Source organism: Micromonospora andamanensis (assembly GCF_016863495.1).
GTDB classification, from domain to species: domain Bacteria; phylum Actinomycetota; class Actinomycetes; order Mycobacteriales; family Micromonosporaceae; genus Micromonospora; species Micromonospora andamanensis.
Window position 1 is genome coordinate 1 of record NZ_BOOZ01000026.1, and the last position, 15,703, is coordinate 15,703.

Sequence of the window (15,703 nt, forward strand, 5' to 3'; positions counted from 1 at the left end):
ACCGCCGACGGGACCTGCGGACATCACTGTCAACAGCGCCACCCGCTACCAGACGATCGACGGGTTCGGGGCGGCGACCTCGATCTGGGGCAACGGCACCTGGTCGACGGCCGAGACGCAGACGCTCGTCGGCCTGGGCGCCAACCAGTTGGGCCTGTCGATCGTGCGGACCGGCATCTCACCGGAGTCCGGTGAGTGGCCGGTCCACGTGAACGCCCTGCGGACGGCCAAGTCGTACGGATCCGATGTGAAGATCCTCGCCTCGCCGTGGACCGCACCGGCGGCGTGGAAGACGAACAACAGCCGGGTCAACGGTGGCAAGCTGAGGACCGACTACTACGACGACTACGCGAACCACCTGAACAGCTACGTCCAGCAGATGCGCAGTCAGGGCATCACGATCGATGTCACCTCGGTGCAGAACGAGCCGGACTGGCACCCGGACTACGACTCCATGGACTGGAGCGGCACCGAACTGCGCAACTTCGTACGCGACCACGGAACCCGGGTGCAGAACACCAGGCTGATGGTCGCCGAGGCGGTCAACCTGAACTACACCTACACCGATCCGACCCTCAACGACGCGACGGCCCGCAACAACATCGGCTACATCGGCGGTCACCTGTACGGCACCGAGCAGTCCGGCCGCCTACGGTCCTATCCCCTGGCCGACCAGCACAACAAGCCGGTGTGGATGACCGAGTGGAACCTGCACGCCGCTGACGGCAACGGTTCCAACATCTGGGGCAACCCCAGCAACCAGACGGTCTGGAACGAGACGCTCGACGACATCATGCGTACCGTGCACCGGTCGATGGAGGCGAACTGGACCGCCTACGTGTGGTGGTACGGCAAGCGCTACTACTCCTTCATCGGTGACGGCGAGGCCGCCTTCGGCACCACCGCCGGTGCCCCGCTCAAGCGCGGGTACGCCTTCTCGCAGTACGCCAAGTACGTCCGCCCCGGGTACCAGCGGGTCGCCCTGACCAAGAGCACCAAGGCCGCACCGCTGGAGGTGACCGCCTACACCGGCGGCGGGAAGACCACGCTTGTGATCCTGAACCGTTCGACGAGCGCGGTGAACAATGCCGTGATCCAGGTGCCGCAGAATGTCACCCGCGCCGAGCACTACCTCACCTCGCAGAACGCCAACGCGGCAAGTCAGCCGGTGAGCGTCAACGGCGGACAGGTCTCCGTCAACGTCGGCGCACGCAGCATCTCCACTGTCGTGCTCACCCCCTGACCGGTCTCCACCCACCGGGGTGTGCGGGTGTGACCGCACCCGCACACCCCCGCTCGGACGGGCTCACGACCGGAGCAGCCCACGATCGGCCAGGTACGCACGCAACGTCTCAGCGTCCTCAGCGGACATCAACAGGCGTGGGATAACGGTCGCCGGCATCCGACCCACGTACACGATCCAGAACTCGGGGGTGGACCTCACCTGGGTCACTCCGTCCCAGGCGATGCCACCGGACTCCGCGCCGCTGCGCATCATGATGTTGTCCTCGGTGATGTCGTAGCCACCCTCGACGGCGTAACCACTGGAGCGACGCCTGGCGCGCAGGCGCAGCCACGGCCAGTACAGCATCGCCAGCAGACCACCCACGAGCATCGCCAGCCACACCGGCAACGTCTGGTCGCCCCAGCCCAACCCCCGCGAGACGAGGAGACCCACCGCACCTACCGTCACCAGCACCGCGCCGATGACCACGTACCTGCGCAGTTGGGCACTGCTCAGCGCGGCGGCCACGCGGCCCGGATAGGCGGGATCGGCTGGTACGTCGAAACGGATGTGCACGCCAGAACGATAGTGCCTGCGCCGGCCCGGAGCCGGGTTCACTGGTAGCTGAGGGTCTCCCGGATGGTCAGCCGGGCCGCCCGGTGTGCCGCGACAAGCGTCGCCACCGCCGCCGCGGCGACCGAGAGCAGCAGCCAGGCGGCGAGTCCGACAGGTGAGAGTCTCAGCGGCAGCGGCAGGCCGAAGGAGATCGTGCCGAGCAGTTCACCGACCAGGACGGACAGCGGCACGCCCAGCACGATGGCCACAAGTGAGCCGAGCAGGCCGGTCAGGGTGCCCTCGAGGAGGACCATGCGCCGGATGGTGGCGGGACGGGCGCCGATGGCCTGCATGACGCCGTACTCGCGGGTGCGTTGGGTGACGGTGATGCTCATCGTGGCGGCCAGTCCGAGGATGCCGACGGCCGCCATCAGCGCGGCGAGGGCGAGCAGCGTGCCGATGAAGACGGCCACGTGTTCGTCGATCGCCGTACGCAGGTCTGCGATGAGCATCGACTCGCCGACCATCAGCCCGGCGGTGGCCAGCGAGGCTTCCACCGCATCGGTGACTTCTTCGGTGTCGCCGGTGGTGGTGATGTGCAGCATGTTTGCGGTCCCCGGGTCCACGAACCGGGCGACGCTCTGCGGAGTCGTGTACGCCGTGGCGGGTCCGCCGGCCTCCGCGACGGTACCGACGAGCCGCCACCGTCCCACCACCCCGTCGACGGCCAGGTGGACGTCGTCGCCGAGGTGGGGATCGCCGAGGCGCGACACCGCGCTCTGATTCAGCACGACGCCGTCGGTGTCTGCCGCGTGCAGCCAGCGGCCGGCGGTGACCTCGAAGTCGACCATGCGGGTGGGTGCGGGTAGCGCCGCCAGCAGGAACCGGCCGTGCCCGTCGTCGGGATAGGTGCGCTGCACCTCGATGCGTCCGTCGGCGGTGGCGGGCGTGGCCACCAGCGACACGAACGGTTCGGCCGCGACCACGCCGTCGACGGCGGTCGCGGCCCTGGCGATGGCGTCGGCCGGGGCCGACGAGGTGAGCCGCAGCTGCGCGTCGTAGGCGCGGCGGGCCATGCCGTCGTCGACCCAGCTCCGCCAGGCGGCGGAGCTGTTGAGCCCGCTTGTGAACATGGCGCCACCGGCGGCCAGCAGTGCCAGGGTCAGCGCCAGCCGACCCCGACGGCGCAGCAGATTGCGCAGGGCGAGGGTGCTGAGGCGACCACCACGCAGCCGGGTCAGCCACCTGTCGCTGCGCCGACTGCCCACCCCTGTCCCGGCGCCGTGCTCGTCGAGCGCGGCACGTACGGTGATCCGCGCCGCCCGGACCAGCGGTACGAGCGCGACCGCCAATGGAATCGCGAGCCCGGCGCCGACATATGTCGCGGGAACCCACCACGGCATCGCCCGGTTGGCGATCTCGACGTTGAGCATCTCGGCCACCAGCCCGGTCAGCCCGTATCCGGCCAGCAGCGCCGGGCCGACGGCCAGCACGGTGGCGGTCGCGGCGATGGCGGCGACCGCCCCCAGGTAGACCCGTAGCAGCTGGCCGGTCGTCGCGCCGACGGTCTTCATGATGCCGATCTGACGGGTCTGCGCCGCCAGCATCCCGCCGAGGGTCGCCGCCACCAGAACCCCGGCGAGCACCAGTGCCGCGAGCGCGAAAGCCAGGAACATCCCCGTGATCGTCTCGGACTGGCTGTGGTGTGGATGCTGGTACGGAGGCGCCTTGATCTGATGCACCTCACGGCCCTGCGCGGTCAGCCAGGCCGCGACTGCTGACGCGGTCGCCTCCACACTTGCCTGGTCCCGGGCGGGGGTGACGATGCGCAGTTCGTCGGCGGACGCGGTGAAGCCGAGACGAGCCAGCCCGGCCGGGGTGAGATAGCCGTAGCCGACGCTTTCCTGTCCGGCCGGCGCCAACGCGGCGTCGTAGACGGTGCCGGAGACCCGCACCTCGGTCGTCGCGCCGGAGGGGCCGGCGACCGCCAAGCGGTCACCGGCGGTGGCGTCCAGGACCGGTTCAGCGGTGCGTTCGAGGAGCAGTTCACCGTCGGCGGGCGGCCAGGCACCGGACTCCATGCGCAGCTTCGCCACCCGCATCGGGTCGTCCGCCGCGATGACGAACAGCAGCATGCGACGCCACTGATCACCGACCCGGACCCGGGTCAGGACGGTCTGCCGGGCCGCGGCGTCGGTGACACCGGGTCGGGTGCGGACCTGGGCGAGCAGCGCGGCGTCGACACCACCTTCGACCTCCAGGGTCGCGCTGGCCGGGTTGGTGCCGACATAGACCGCCGCGGCCTCCCGGACGAGCACGGTACGGGCGATGAGCAGCGCACCGACACCGGACATGGCCACCGCGATCGCCAGGATCATGACCGCCACCCGGCCCCGAGCGGCGGACAGATCCCGCCACATCTTCACCGTCCGTGGCCGCATCACGCGGTGACCGCCACGTCCCCCGCCACCCGCCCGTCGACGAGCGTCACCAGACGGTCGGCGTACCCGGAAAGGTCGCGCTCGTGGGTGACCATCACCACGGCCTTGCCGGCCCGGGCCAGCTCCCGGAACAGTTCCAGCACCGCGGCGGCGGTGGCGCTGTCGAGATTGCCTGTCGGTTCGTCCGCCAGGATGACCGGCGGGTCGTTGGCCAGGGCCCGGGCGATCGCGGCGCGCTGCTGCTGCCCACCGGAGAGCCCGGCGGGCACCTTGTCGGCGTGTTCGGCGATCCCCACGCGGTCCAACAACTCCAGTGCGAGTGGCCGGCGGCGGCGGGCCGCGACGGTGCCCCGGAAATCCATCGGCAGCATCACGTTCTCCGCGACGGTGAGCGTCGGCAGCAGTTGGAAGAACTGGAACACCAGGCCGACCGCGCGACCCCGCCAGGCCGCCAGTTGGGTCTCGCGTACCTCGTGCACGGCTGTCCCGGCCACCCGGACCTCCCCGGCGGTCGGCCTGTCGATGCCGGCGAGCAGGTTCAACAGGGTCGTCTTACCGCTGCCCGAGCGACCCACCACCGCCGTGAACTCCCCGGCGTCCACGGCGAGGTCCACGCCACTGAGCGCCGGAAACTCGCCGCCCGGAACGGGATACGTCTTCGCCACGCCGCGTACCTGGATCACCGGTTCGGCCGTCCGTGGCGCCGTGGTCGAGCCGTTCGTTCCGTGACGCGTCAAGGTCAACGCCCACCCTTCCTGGGCCGAAGGCCAGCGTCCGCCACTCTGCCGGACACTCCGGCGTGGTACCGCCTCCTGACAGAACCCTGAAAGACTTTCCCGACACACGACCGCCCCATGTCGCTACGCTGCTCGGTCGTGCTGACGACGCGCCTCGACACCGCTCGGATCCAGGCGGCCCGCCGGATCATCGACCCGGTCTTCCTCCACACGCCGCTGTACCGCTGCGAGTCACTGGAGCCCGAACTCGGATGCGCCGTCAGCATCAAGCTCGAAACAGCCAACCCGGTCCGCAGCTTCAAAGGGCGCGGCACCGAACTCGTCGCGAGCCGGCTCGCGGAGGTCGGGCCACCCGCGGTGGTCTGCGCCAGCGCGGGCAACCTCGGCCAGGCCCTCGCCTGGTCCGGTCGCGGTCGAGGGCTCGACGTCACTGTCGTCGCCACCCGCCACGCGACAGTCGCCAAGCTCGACCGCATCCGAGCCCTCGGCGCCACGCTTGAGTTGGTCGACGGCGACCACGAGCTGGCCCGGGACCGGGCGGCAGCCATCGCACGGCAGCGCGGTATCCGGCTCTTCGAAGACAGCCTGGACATCGAGACCTGCGAAGGCGCGGCCACCATCGGCCTCGAACTGGTGGACGACCCGCAGTCATTCGACACGGTGCTTGTCGCTCTCGGCGGTGGTGCGCTGGCCACCGGCGTGGGTCATGTCCTGAAGGAACTGGCGCCCGACGTCGAGGTGCTCTGCGTCCAGCCGCTGGGTGCGCCGGCGATGACCCGCTCCTGGCACCAGCGGCGCGTCGTCACCACCGAATCGACGAACACCATCGCCGACGGCGTCGCCGGCCGCCGCCCCATCCCGGCCGTCCTGGACGACCTGCTCGTGGTCGCGGACGACGCAGTCCTCGTTCGGGAGACCTCGATCATCGCCGGCATGCGGCTGCTGCTCGACCACGCCGGTCTCGTCGCCGAACCGTCAGCCGCCCTCGGCATCGCCGCGCTGCTCGAAGACCCCGACCGTTTCGCCGGCCGACACGTCGTCACAGTCGTCTGCGGCAGCAACGTCGACGCGACCGCCTACCACCGCTGGGTCCGCCCGACTCGTGGCCGCGGGTGGTGACCGTCGACCGGATCGGACGTCAGCTGTCCCTCGCGCCGGCCTTCTCGTCGAGGAAGACCCGAGTCGCGCCGGGCCAATCGATCGTGACCGCGCTCTTGCCGTCGGCCAGTTCGGTTGTGCTGACCGTCTCCGCGCCGACGGCCTCAGCACGTCTCACCACCTCCGGAGGGAGCGCCGACATCTCGCGACTCTGCAGAAACAAATCTGGTCGTCTTTGCTGAGGCCGTTCCACCACGTTTCCAGATCAGTCATACGAGCTACGGTATTCGCCGCCCGCAATGCCGCCGAGTTCGGTGATTGACCTGCCTGCCTACCGTGTGAAACTCGACAACGGATTCACGTCCGGATCGATACGGGGAGGAATCACAGTGGACGGATCTTCGGCCAACGTCATCAGCCCGGAAACAGTTACCGCAATCGTGGCGATCGCCTTCGACGACACTTTCGCGCACGTCTACCCGGACCTGCGGCAGCTGATCGAGGACGGGTTCGGCGGTCCCGACACCCGCCGAGGTGCCCTGGAATTCTTCAGCGCGGAAGGTGACCGGCTGTTGCCGGTGTTCGGACGGGCCTGGCAACTTGTCGATCTGCGGGTCAGTGACGACGAACCTGATGCCGACCGGCTACGGCAGCGCCTCGCTGCCGTGGTGGACCACGTCACGACGTTCCTCCGGAAGCATCCCGAGGTCGTCGAGGCCGCCGGGCTGACTCTCGACGAGGCGATCTCCCAGCTGCCCCGGCCCGCCGAGCAGAACCTCGCCGAGGTTCTCGCCCGGTTCCCGCACCTTGCCACGGCCGAGGACGACGGCGCGATCCGGCCGCTCGACAGAGGAGGCTGGTTCCACAACAGCCTGCACGCTGCCGGCTGGACACACTGAGCCTCGCGCCACCAGCAAGCGTTTCCGGCCTGCCGGAGTAGGTCCGGTCGACTTCGACAGGCCGGGAGGTGGGGACGCCCCGCTTCCGGCGCCGATCGTCAGTCGGTGCGGGTGCGCAGCCCGCGCACCAGGGTGGGGATCATCACCGCCGCCGGCACGAGGTGCAGTCCCATGAGGGCGGTGGTGGTGACGCTGTCCGCCCCGCAGACCAAGGGCAGGATCATCGATATCACGGTCAACGACGCAGCCGTCCACAAGAATCGCTCGGCGGGGCGGGCGCTCCACCGGAGAAGAGCCACGGCGATGACGACTCCCACCACCGAGAAGAAGCCGGTCACCACTGTGAAGCCGGCCAACGGGATCGACTCGCCACCGTCGGGGATCTCGAAGTCGACGCCGATGGCCCGGGCGAGCGCAGCGGCGAGGGTGGTGGCCGCCATCGCCGCGAGGGTGGCGAGGAAGCCGGTGCCGGCGAGCCGGCCGAGTCGACGACCCCGGCCGGTCCGGCCCGATGCTGGTGCCGCGCCGGTCCTGATGTCATTGATGCTGATCATGTCCTGTCTCCATGCTCCGGTGACGGTTCGTACGGGGTGCGTTGGCTGACCGGTGACGGTCCCGGCCCGGCGGGTGAGGATGCGTACCCTGGCCGTGCGGCGGCCGGGATTGCGCAATGCGCGGACGCCGGTGCCGCGCAGCCAGAACCCGGCGCCGGGGCCGAGGACCGGCCCGGGTTCGCCGTCGCGCAACTCCAGCTGCACCCGCCCGCTGGTGACGAGGGCGAACGTGTCGCGCCACTGCGCTGCCACCACTGCGACACGCGCGCCGCGACGCAGCGCGAGCCTCCACACCGGGGCTACTCCGTGCCGTCCGCCGGCAGCCGCTCCGGCAGACCGAGCCGCGGGTACTGGTCGTCGTGGAACGTGACGATCTCGCTGATCGCCCCGCCGGTGACGCGCAGCACGTCGATCGTCAGCGGCAGGTACGCGTGCTCCCGCTCGCGCCAGTGGTAGAAGGCGACTGCCGGCTGCCGGTTCACCCGGGTCCGGATGGCACACAGGCCCTTCATGCCCACGAAACCGCTGTCGACCCAGTCGGCGACCACCGCGTCGCGGCCGGTGCACAGGCCCGGCGTGGGTGGCATCGAGCAGCGGACGTCTTCGCGCAGCAGCGCGGCGAGCGCGTCGATGTCCGTGGCCACGCTGGCCTCGGTGTAACGGCGCACCAGGTCACGCGTCCCGGCGTCCTCCTCGCCGCCGGTCCAGTCCTGCCGCTCGGCGGGCAGGTGCTCCCGCATGCCCGCGCGGGCCCGTTGCAGCGCGCTGTTCACCGAGTTGACGGAGTCGCCGAGCAGCTCCGCGACGTCCTTCGCCGGCCAGCCGAGCACGTCCCGCAGGATCAGCACGGCCCGTGGGCGTGGCGCGAGGTGCTGGACCGCGACGAGGTACGCCAACTCGATCGTCTCCCGGGCGACGGCCACCGTCTCCGGCTCGTCCGCCTCGCCCGCGGCCAGTTCGTCGAGCAGCCGGTCCGGGTAGGGCTGCAACCACAGCACCTCGCCGCCGGTCGCCGGCGCCGGGCGGCACCTGGCGAGCAGATCCAGGCAGGCGTTCGTGGCGATCCGATACAGCCAGGCCCGGAACGTGGACCGACCGGCGAAGGTCTCCCGTCGCCGCCAGGCTCGCAGGAACGTCTCCTGGACGGTGTCCTCGGCATCCTCGAACGACCCGAGCATCCGGTAGCAGTGCACGTGCAGCTCCCGCCGGTGCCGCTGGGCCAGCCCGGTGAACGCCGACTCGTCCACCTCACCCGGACCGTTCACGCCCAGTTCCTCCAGCCGCAGATCGGTACCCATCTCGCCATCCTTCCGTCCCGTCGTGGCCTGTCGCAGATATGACGGGCGCGGGCGGAAGAACTCATCACCGGCGGTGTTCCGGATGGTCGACCAGTTGCCGGCCCGGCGCATTCGCGGCGACCGGGCTCCTCAGCCGCGGCTCAGGCCCGGCTGGGCTGGTGGCCGAACGCGCGCATCGCCAGCGCGCCGACGAGCGGACCCGGGGCGAGCAGCAGGAACGCCCAACGCCAGCCGACCGCGTCGGCCAGGACAGGTACGAGCTGGATGGTGACGACCGTCAGGGCGAAACCGATTGCCGTCTGTGCGGTGAGCGCGGTTCCGACGTACCGCTTGTCGGCGACCTCGCTCAGGGCTGTCGAGAAGACACCGGAGTCCGCGATGACCGCGGCGCCCCACACCACACCCAGCAGGACGACGGCGCCGGGCGGCGCGGTGAAGAACAGTGGAGAGGCCAGGCAGCAGGCGCCGCTGACCACCAGGGCGGTGACTGCGGCCCGGGGGCGTCCGAACCGGTCCGCGGCCCAACCGCCGACGAGGCATCCGGCGACCCCGGCGATCCCGATGGCCAGGAACGCGAGCAGGCTGACGCTCGCGTCGTCGCGGCCGGTCCGAGCCGCCGTGCCGGCGATCAGGAAGCTGGGCAGCCAGGTCCACAACGCGTACAGCTCCCACATGTGGCCGAAGTAGCCCAGGTTGACCAGCCGGGGAGCACGCTGACGGAACATCGCCAGGGCGTACCGGGGATAGGGACGCGGCGAGGTGCCGGGGGCGAACTGCGGCCCTTCCCGTACCAGGGCCACGGCCACCACCGCACCGAGGAGCGCGCATCCGGCCGCGGTGCCCATCACGCCGCGCCACGGCAGGTCGCCCAGGCCGCCGATCAGGTGCGGGAGCGCCGAGCCGAGGGTCAGCGCGCCGATCATGACGCCGAACGCGAGACCTCGGCGGGCCGGCGGCGCCCAGGACCCTGTCAGTTTCATGCCGACCGGGTACACCCCGGCCAGGAAGACACCTGTGAGGAACCGCAACGGGATGGCTGCGGCCAGCCCGTCGACGGTGAGGGCGAAGATGCCGGTGCAGGCCGCGGCGAGCGTCGCGCTACCGGCCATCAGCAGGTGCGGCCTCATCCGGTCGGCCAGGTTCAACACTGTCGAGGTGACGGCACCGGCCACGAACCCGAGTTGGACGGACGCGGTCAGCCAGACGGATGCGGTGGCGCTGATCTGCCACGACTCGCGCAGCGCCGGTACCACGGCGGAGGCCGAGAACCACACCGCCAGGCTGAGTACCTGGACGGCGGCGATCAGCGCCCGCTGTATCCCGGGTCGTGACATCATCTGCGCTCCTCGGCCGCCACCGTAGATCATCTTGGTGCGCCGCTTCCACCTACGGTGGCGCTCCGCACACTCGCCAAGCCGTCCTAGGAAGGAGCCTTCGTCACATTCGTCTCGGCGCTGTTCGCGGGCGGCACCACCGCGGCGAGTGGGTGCTCCGCGGCCGTCAATGATGCCGGTGACCAGGGACCACCTGACCTCGGTTCAGAAGGGCGGTCTCCGGGTTCCGGGCTGGGTCCTTCGGCCGTCTACCCGGCAGCCGGCGACTGACGGCGGCCGGGTGGGATCAGGACGATCTTGCCCACATGGCGTCGGTGAGCGAGTTCCTCCTGGGCGCGAGCGGCCTCGTGCAGCGGGAAGGTCGCCGAGATGACGGGGGCGATCTCACCCCGGCGGGCCAGGTCCATCAGCAGTTCGAAGTGTGCGGGAGTGTGCATCGAGGAGCCGATCAGCTGGACGTTGTGCAGGTAGAGACGGCGTACGTCGAAGGCCACCTGGTAGCCGCCGAGGGCACCGGCGACGACCCATCGGCCGCCGTCGCGTACCGCCGGCAGGCCCTCGGCCACGAGATCTCCGGCGACAACGTCGAGCCCGACGTCGATGCCTTCCGGGGCGATGGCGCGGATCTGTTCGACGACGCCGTTCGCGCGGTCCACCACCTCGTGCGCTCCCGCCTGGCGCACCGCGTCGACCTTTCCCGCACTGCTGATGGCGAGGACCCGCGCGCCGCGCGCCCGGGCGATCTGCACCAGCGCCAACCCCACGCCGCCGGAGGCCCCGGAGACCAGAGCCGTCTCACCCTTCCGCAGCCGCCCCCGCTCGATCATGCCCAACGCCGTGCCGTACGCGGTGGGCAACGCGGCGAGTTGATCGTCCGCGAGCGGCGCCTCCGTCATGTCATGCACCTGCCTCGCCGGCGCGGTCACGTACTCGGCGTAGCCACCGTCGCGTTCGCTGCCCATCAGGCCCACCGGGTTCGCGTCGGGGCCTTCGGCGTCGTAGCTCGCCGGGTCGACGACCACCCGGCGACCGACGAGGCTCCCATCCACGCCGGCTCCCACCGACACGACCCGGCCTGCCACGTCGGCACCCTGGATGCGGGGAAACTCGACAGGCCCCCGCCAGCCCGACAGTGTCGTCGGGTCCTCCGGGCTGCCGTAGGCGCCCTCCCGGGTCCACAGGTCGGTGTTGTTGAGCGCCGCCGCGCTGACCCGCACCAGCACCTCCCCCGCCGCCGGGATGGGCACGGCCACCTCCGCCTCGGTCAGCACGTCCGGGCCACCGTGTCGGATGATCTGTACCGCACGCATGGTGGTGGGCACCGTCATCAGCCATCCCTCCTGCGACATCATCATGGTCGACGGCGTCGGATCGCACTTAGCCGTGGCCGGCTTCGCCAGCCGTTTCGGGCTCTGGTCGCGGCCACCACCGGCGCCTCGAACCATTCTTGAACGGCGAGCACAGCTGCCGCCCGGAATCAGTCCTCGTCGACGACCGTGACGTCCTTCCAGAACGCGACCCGGTCACGGATCATCTCGGCTTCGGGCAGCGGCTGCGGGTAGTACCAGACCGCGTCCACGCTGGTCTGCCCGTCGTGTTCGAGCGTGTAGTACGACGCGGTGCCCTTCCACGGGCAGACCGTGTGGGTGTCGGAGTCCCTCAACAGGTCGTCGCGGAGCGCGGCGCGCGGGAAGTAGTGGTTGCCCTCGACCACGACGGTGTCCGTGCTCTCGGCGATGACCAGGTCGTTCCAGATGGCTTTCGGCATGTTTCCCAGACTATGCCGGCCCACGCCCGGTCTGGCGTGGCACCTCGTGCAGGGTGACGGCGTCGAGCCGGCCGTCGGTCAGGTCGGCGGTGAGGTACGTCGCGCACGGCTGGCGGCGCCTGTCGGTCGGCGAGCCGGGGTTGAGCAACCGCAGACCACCGGGCGCCTCGCTGTCCCAGGGGATGTGGGAGTGCCCGAAGACGAGCAGGTCGCAGTCGGGGAAGCGGGCCGCGCACCGCCGTTCCCGGCCGTTGGCCGGCCCGGTTTCGTGCACCACCGCGATGCGCAATCCGGCGACGTCCGCGCGGGCGATCTCCGGCAGTCGGGCACGCAGGTCCGGACCATCGTTGTTGCCGTAGACGCCGATCAGCCGGGCGCTGCGCCGCTCCAGGTCGTCGAGCAGGGTGGCGCTGACCCAGTCGCCGGCATGGATGACAAGGTCGGCGGCGTCGACCGCAGCCCACAGCCCGGCCGGCAGGTCACGGGCACGTTTCGGCAGGTGGGTGTCTGCCATGATGACCAGCCGCACCCGGCCAGCGTAGTCCCGCCCGGCTCCGGTCCCGCCGGCTCGGCACCTACCGGTTCCGTCAGCCGCGGCCGCGTACGAGGGGTAGGAATACCTCGTCGACGATGTCGATCAGTACCTCGTCGGCGACCGAGGGTATGCCGCGCATCGCGTACTCGGCTCTCAGCAGCATCATCGGCGTGGCCGCCACGCGCTGGTGCACAGCGGTCGGCGGTGCCTCACCGCGGGCGACCGCGCGTTCGAGCAGGCTCAGCCAGGCGCGGTCCATGGTGTCCGCGCCGGACCGCTCGCGCATCAGGTCGAGCAGCGCCGGGTCGTCCGCCGCCGCGGCCAGCAGGCTGCGCAGAACCGCTCCGTGCGGCGAGGACCACGTCTCGTTCGCCTGCCGCAGCATCTCCAGCGCGTCGCCCCGCAGCGTGCCCGTGTCGGGTTTCGGCATCGCGACGTCGGACAGGTGGCGGTACGCCGCGATGCCCAGCGCCGCCCGATGCGGCCACCGACGGTAGATGGCGTTCTTGTTGGTTCCGGCCCGGGCAGCTACCCGGTCCATGGTCATGCCCGGGTAGCCGGACTCGCGCAGTTCCTCGGCCGCCGCGTGCAGGATCGCCTGCTCCAGTTCCTCGCCCCGGCGTCTGGTGCCCATGGTTTGCAGGGTACTTGACGTACCCTATAAGGTACGCCCCGTACCCTGATGGTGAGGAGAATTCCCGTGCGCGTCTTCGGGATGAACTACGACACCGGCTTCGTCAGCGCCGGTTCGACCACCCACGAGCCGTTCGATCCCGAGACCGTGCGGCGTGACCTGCGGGTCATCCGCGAGGAGTTGCACTGCGACGCGGTGCGGATCACCGGCGGTGTCCAGGATCGACTGGAGCTGGCCGCGCGATCGGCAGCCGAGGCGGGGCTCGAGGTGTGGTACTGCCCGTTCACGAACGGCCTCGACCGCGACGGGCTCATGGCGTTCCTGCTCGACGGCGCCGAACGGGCCGAACGGCTGCGCCGCAGCGGCGCCTCGGTCGTGTATCTCACGGGCTCCGAGATCTCCCTGTTCACCGACGGTTTCCTGCCCGGCCGTGACCTGGTCGAACGGATGGCGCTGTTCGCCGATCCGATGCGGATGCGGGAGGCCGTCCCGGCCGCACGCGCCGCGGTACGCGACTTTCTCGCCGAGGCGGTGCCCGCGGTACGGGCACGATTCGGCGGCCCCGTCGGGTACGCCTCGCTCCCCCTGGAGGACGTCGACTGGGCACCCTTCGACATCATCGCCAGCGACGCCGGCTACCGGGACGCCACAAACGCCGCGACGTTCCCGCAGACCCTGGCCGCGGCGGTCGGGCGGGGCAAGCCGTACGCCGCCACCGAGTTCGGCTGCTGCACCTTCCGCGGCGCGGCCGACGTCGCGGGCGCGGCGGAGCCGGTGACGTACGACGAGCGGGGCCGCGCCGCCAAACTCACCGCCGACCTGACACGTGACGAGCAGGGCCAGGCCCGCTACCTCCTGGACCTGTTACGCGACTACGAGCGTGGCGGTGTCGAGGCGGCCTTCGTGTACACGTTCGCGAACCGGCACCTACCCACCACCGGCGATCCGGCGCACGACTACGACCTGGCCGCGCGCGGCATCGTGCGGGTCCTGCCGGACGGCTCGTGGAGGCCGAAGGCCGCCTTCCACGCGCTGGCCGACTACGGCCGTACCCGCGCGCAGACCACGGCTTCCTCATGACGCGCGGCGAGCAGCCTCTTCATGGTGATCAAGGGCTCTCGAGCAGGTGGCGCGGCGGATGACCTGGCGCAGACCGGGACGGATGCGGGAAACTGTTTCGATGCCTGCTGAGTACGTCCGGAGTGACCAGCTCCGTGGTGCCCGCATCCACCTGTGCGACCTTGCCGGCCTTGAGATTCGCGATTGCGAGGTCGGCGGTCTGAAGATCGTGGACTGCTATGGGGGCGACGTCTACATCGGTGGCGCCTTCGAGCGTCTGGTTGTCAACGACGTCGACGTGACCGCCTACGTCGAGGCCGAGCTCGACCGGCAGCATCCCACGCGGGTGCTGGCGCGTGACGCCGCGTCCTCCGTCGACTACCGGGCTGCTTGGGATGCCATCGAGGCGCAGTGGGAGGCGACGCTCGACCGCGCCAGACTCCTGCCCGAGGCCAAGCTGCACGAGCAGGTCGACGGCGAGTGGTCGTTCGTCGAGACCCAACGGCACCTGCTGATGGCCAGCGATGCCTGGCTTGGTAATGCCGTGCTCGAGGAGGATGCGCCGTATCACCCGTTGGGCCTTCCGCACGGCGGGATGCCGCCCGACGAAGCGGCGAAGCTCGGGCTCACCCTCGAAGCCAACCCGACGCTCGACGAGGTACTCGCGCCGCGGCTCGCTCGCATGGCCACGATGCGGCGTGTCGTCGACGGGCTCACCGAAACCGAGCTCGATCGGGTGTGTGGTCGCAAGCCGGCGGACCCATATCCAGACCGGGAGTACGTCGTCCGCCGCTGCCTCACGGTGGTGCTGAAGGAAGAGGCCGAGCATCACCGTTATGCGGTACGAGACCTCGCCGTACTCGAGGCCGGTGCCTGAACCGGTGACAGCCGTCGGCGGTCGCCGGTCCTCGTTGCCTACTCCGGTCTTGGCGTGCATCTTCGTTCCGATAGTGGAGTTGTTCACCTGATGTGACCGCCGCGCCGTACCGGCTCGCCGGAGGTCTCAGCTCGCTCCCGCCGCGGCCTGGGCATCCCACATGCTGATGACCACGCCGAACACGAAGAGCTGCAGCTCTGTTGCGAGTCCCGGCAACTCGATGGCGACGTCGCCGCGCCAGAAGCTGGTCTTGCGGATCGAACCCACCCGGGTGTCGCCGAGGATCAGTTCCTCCTCGCTGCCCCAGGCCGACCGACGCCGGAAATGGTACGTCTGCCCGGACGCCTCGACGGTCCATCGCTTGCGGCCCACCCGGTCGGCCGAGGCGACAAGCGTTCCCGCGTCGTCGACCATTGTGTACCTGGTGCCCCAGACGTTGGATCGGACCTGGAAACGCCGCCCGTCCAGCGCGAACTCGCCACCGCTGCGCCACATCGAGCGGTCCCAGACCGTGATCTCTCGTCCTCGGTCCGTCACGTCGTAACGGTTCCGCCAGACGCTCACCTTCCGAGCCTCCATACGACCAGCGTAGGCGTGCGGGCAACCGGGCGGTACGTGAAGAATCGTCGGGCGGAGCGCCCTTCGATCATGCCTCGGCGGCGAAATCCTTGCTCCTCACGTGACGTGAG

Annotated in this window: 17 protein-coding genes; 5 read left to right on the forward strand and 12 right to left on the reverse strand. The window is 70.3% G+C overall.

The window, feature by feature from the left end; genetic code table 11:
• Positions 1-1,243: glycoside hydrolase (locus Van01_RS20870; protein WP_204010221.1), on the forward strand; the 1,243-nt coding region annotated here is incomplete at its 5' end.
• A 63-nt stretch (positions 1,244-1,306) separates the two neighbouring features.
• Here the strand turns inward: Van01_RS20870 and Van01_RS20875 are convergent.
• From Van01_RS20875 to Van01_RS20885, 3 genes are read right to left on the reverse strand one after another with little or no spacing between them, the layout of a single operon-like run.
• Positions 1,307-1,801 carry a YcxB family protein gene (locus Van01_RS20875; protein WP_204010225.1) on the reverse strand — a complete coding sequence of 165 codons (495 nt, stop codon included), beginning with the start codon at positions 1,799-1,801 and terminating at the stop codon, positions 1,307-1,309.
• Between the two features lie 38 nt (positions 1,802-1,839).
• Positions 1,840-4,221: an FtsX-like permease family protein gene (locus Van01_RS20880; protein ID WP_204010227.1), complete on the reverse strand. Its 2,382-nt coding sequence runs from the start codon at positions 4,219-4,221 to the stop codon at positions 1,840-1,842.
• Positions 4,221-4,958 (reverse strand): ABC transporter ATP-binding protein, encoded by a 738-nt coding sequence (locus Van01_RS20885; protein ID WP_239099203.1) that lies wholly within the window; start codon positions 4,956-4,958, stop codon positions 4,221-4,223. The genes Van01_RS20880 and Van01_RS20885 overlap by 1 nt, the downstream gene beginning before the upstream one ends.
• A 138-nt stretch (positions 4,959-5,096) precedes the next feature.
• On the opposite strand from Van01_RS20885, the gene Van01_RS20890 reads away from it, so the two are divergent.
• Positions 5,097-6,077, forward strand: a complete 981-nt coding sequence (locus tag Van01_RS20890; RefSeq protein ID WP_239093789.1) for a threonine ammonia-lyase — start codon at positions 5,097-5,099, stop codon at positions 6,075-6,077.
• A gap of 19 nt (positions 6,078-6,096) precedes the next feature.
• Here Van01_RS20890 and Van01_RS20895 read toward each other — a convergent pair whose 3' ends face one another.
• Positions 6,097-6,258, reverse strand: coding sequence for a hypothetical protein (locus Van01_RS20895; RefSeq protein WP_204010231.1), 162 nt, complete (start codon positions 6,256-6,258; stop codon positions 6,097-6,099).
• Between the two features lie 187 nt (positions 6,259-6,445).
• Between Van01_RS20895 and Van01_RS20900 the strand changes: the two genes are divergently transcribed.
• Positions 6,446-6,955 (forward strand): hypothetical protein, encoded by a 510-nt coding sequence (locus tag Van01_RS20900; protein ID WP_204010233.1) that lies wholly within the window; start codon positions 6,446-6,448, stop codon positions 6,953-6,955.
• A 98-nt stretch (positions 6,956-7,053) separates the two neighbouring features.
• Here the strand turns inward: Van01_RS20900 and Van01_RS20905 are convergent, their stop codons facing one another.
• The 7 genes from Van01_RS20905 to Van01_RS20935 all read right to left on the reverse strand — a co-directional run bounded on the left by Van01_RS20905 (position 7,054) and on the right by Van01_RS20935 (position 13,078).
• Positions 7,054-7,803, reverse strand: coding sequence for a DUF6069 family protein (locus Van01_RS20905; protein ID WP_204010235.1), 750 nt, complete (start codon positions 7,801-7,803; stop codon positions 7,054-7,056).
• A gap of 5 nt (positions 7,804-7,808) precedes the next feature.
• A complete protein-coding gene (locus tag Van01_RS20910; RefSeq protein ID WP_204010237.1) occupies positions 7,809-8,807 on the reverse strand; it encodes an RNA polymerase subunit sigma-70 in 999 nt (332 codons plus the stop codon).
• 140 nt (positions 8,808-8,947) lie between these two features.
• On the reverse strand, positions 8,948-10,144 hold the full coding sequence (locus Van01_RS20915; RefSeq protein WP_204010240.1) for an MFS transporter: 1,197 nt from the start codon (positions 10,142-10,144) through the stop codon (positions 8,948-8,950).
• A 245-nt stretch (positions 10,145-10,389) separates the two neighbouring features.
• A complete protein-coding gene (locus tag Van01_RS20920) occupies positions 10,390-11,469 on the reverse strand; it encodes a zinc-binding dehydrogenase (RefSeq protein WP_204010243.1) in 1,080 nt (359 codons plus the stop codon).
• A gap of 149 nt (positions 11,470-11,618) precedes the next feature.
• Complete coding sequence (locus tag Van01_RS20925) at positions 11,619-11,909, reverse strand: DUF427 domain-containing protein (RefSeq protein ID WP_204010246.1); 291 nt, start codon at positions 11,907-11,909, stop codon at positions 11,619-11,621.
• A 10-nt stretch (positions 11,910-11,919) separates the two neighbouring features.
• Positions 11,920-12,438, reverse strand: a complete 519-nt coding sequence (locus Van01_RS20930) for a metallophosphoesterase family protein (RefSeq protein ID WP_204010249.1) — start codon at positions 12,436-12,438, stop codon at positions 11,920-11,922.
• Between the two features lie 58 nt (positions 12,439-12,496).
• A complete protein-coding gene (locus Van01_RS20935) occupies positions 12,497-13,078 on the reverse strand; it encodes a TetR/AcrR family transcriptional regulator (protein ID WP_204010251.1) in 582 nt (193 codons plus the stop codon).
• 66 nt (positions 13,079-13,144) lie between these two features.
• Here Van01_RS20935 and Van01_RS20940 point away from each other — a divergent pair, with 66 nt between their 5' ends.
• On the forward strand, positions 13,145-14,158 hold the full coding sequence (locus Van01_RS20940; protein ID WP_204010253.1) for a glycoside hydrolase family 113 protein: 1,014 nt from the start codon (positions 13,145-13,147) through the stop codon (positions 14,156-14,158).
• 100 nt (positions 14,159-14,258) lie between these two features.
• Entirely contained in the window at positions 14,259-15,014 is a 756-nt protein-coding gene (locus Van01_RS20945) for a DinB family protein (RefSeq protein WP_204010255.1), read from the forward strand.
• Between the two features lie 126 nt (positions 15,015-15,140).
• Here Van01_RS20945 and Van01_RS20950 read toward each other — a convergent pair whose 3' ends face one another.
• Positions 15,141-15,593 carry a hypothetical protein gene (locus tag Van01_RS20950; protein ID WP_239093790.1) on the reverse strand — a complete coding sequence of 151 codons (453 nt, stop codon included), beginning with the start codon at positions 15,591-15,593 and terminating at the stop codon, positions 15,141-15,143.
• Positions 15,594-15,703 lie beyond the last annotated feature (110 nt).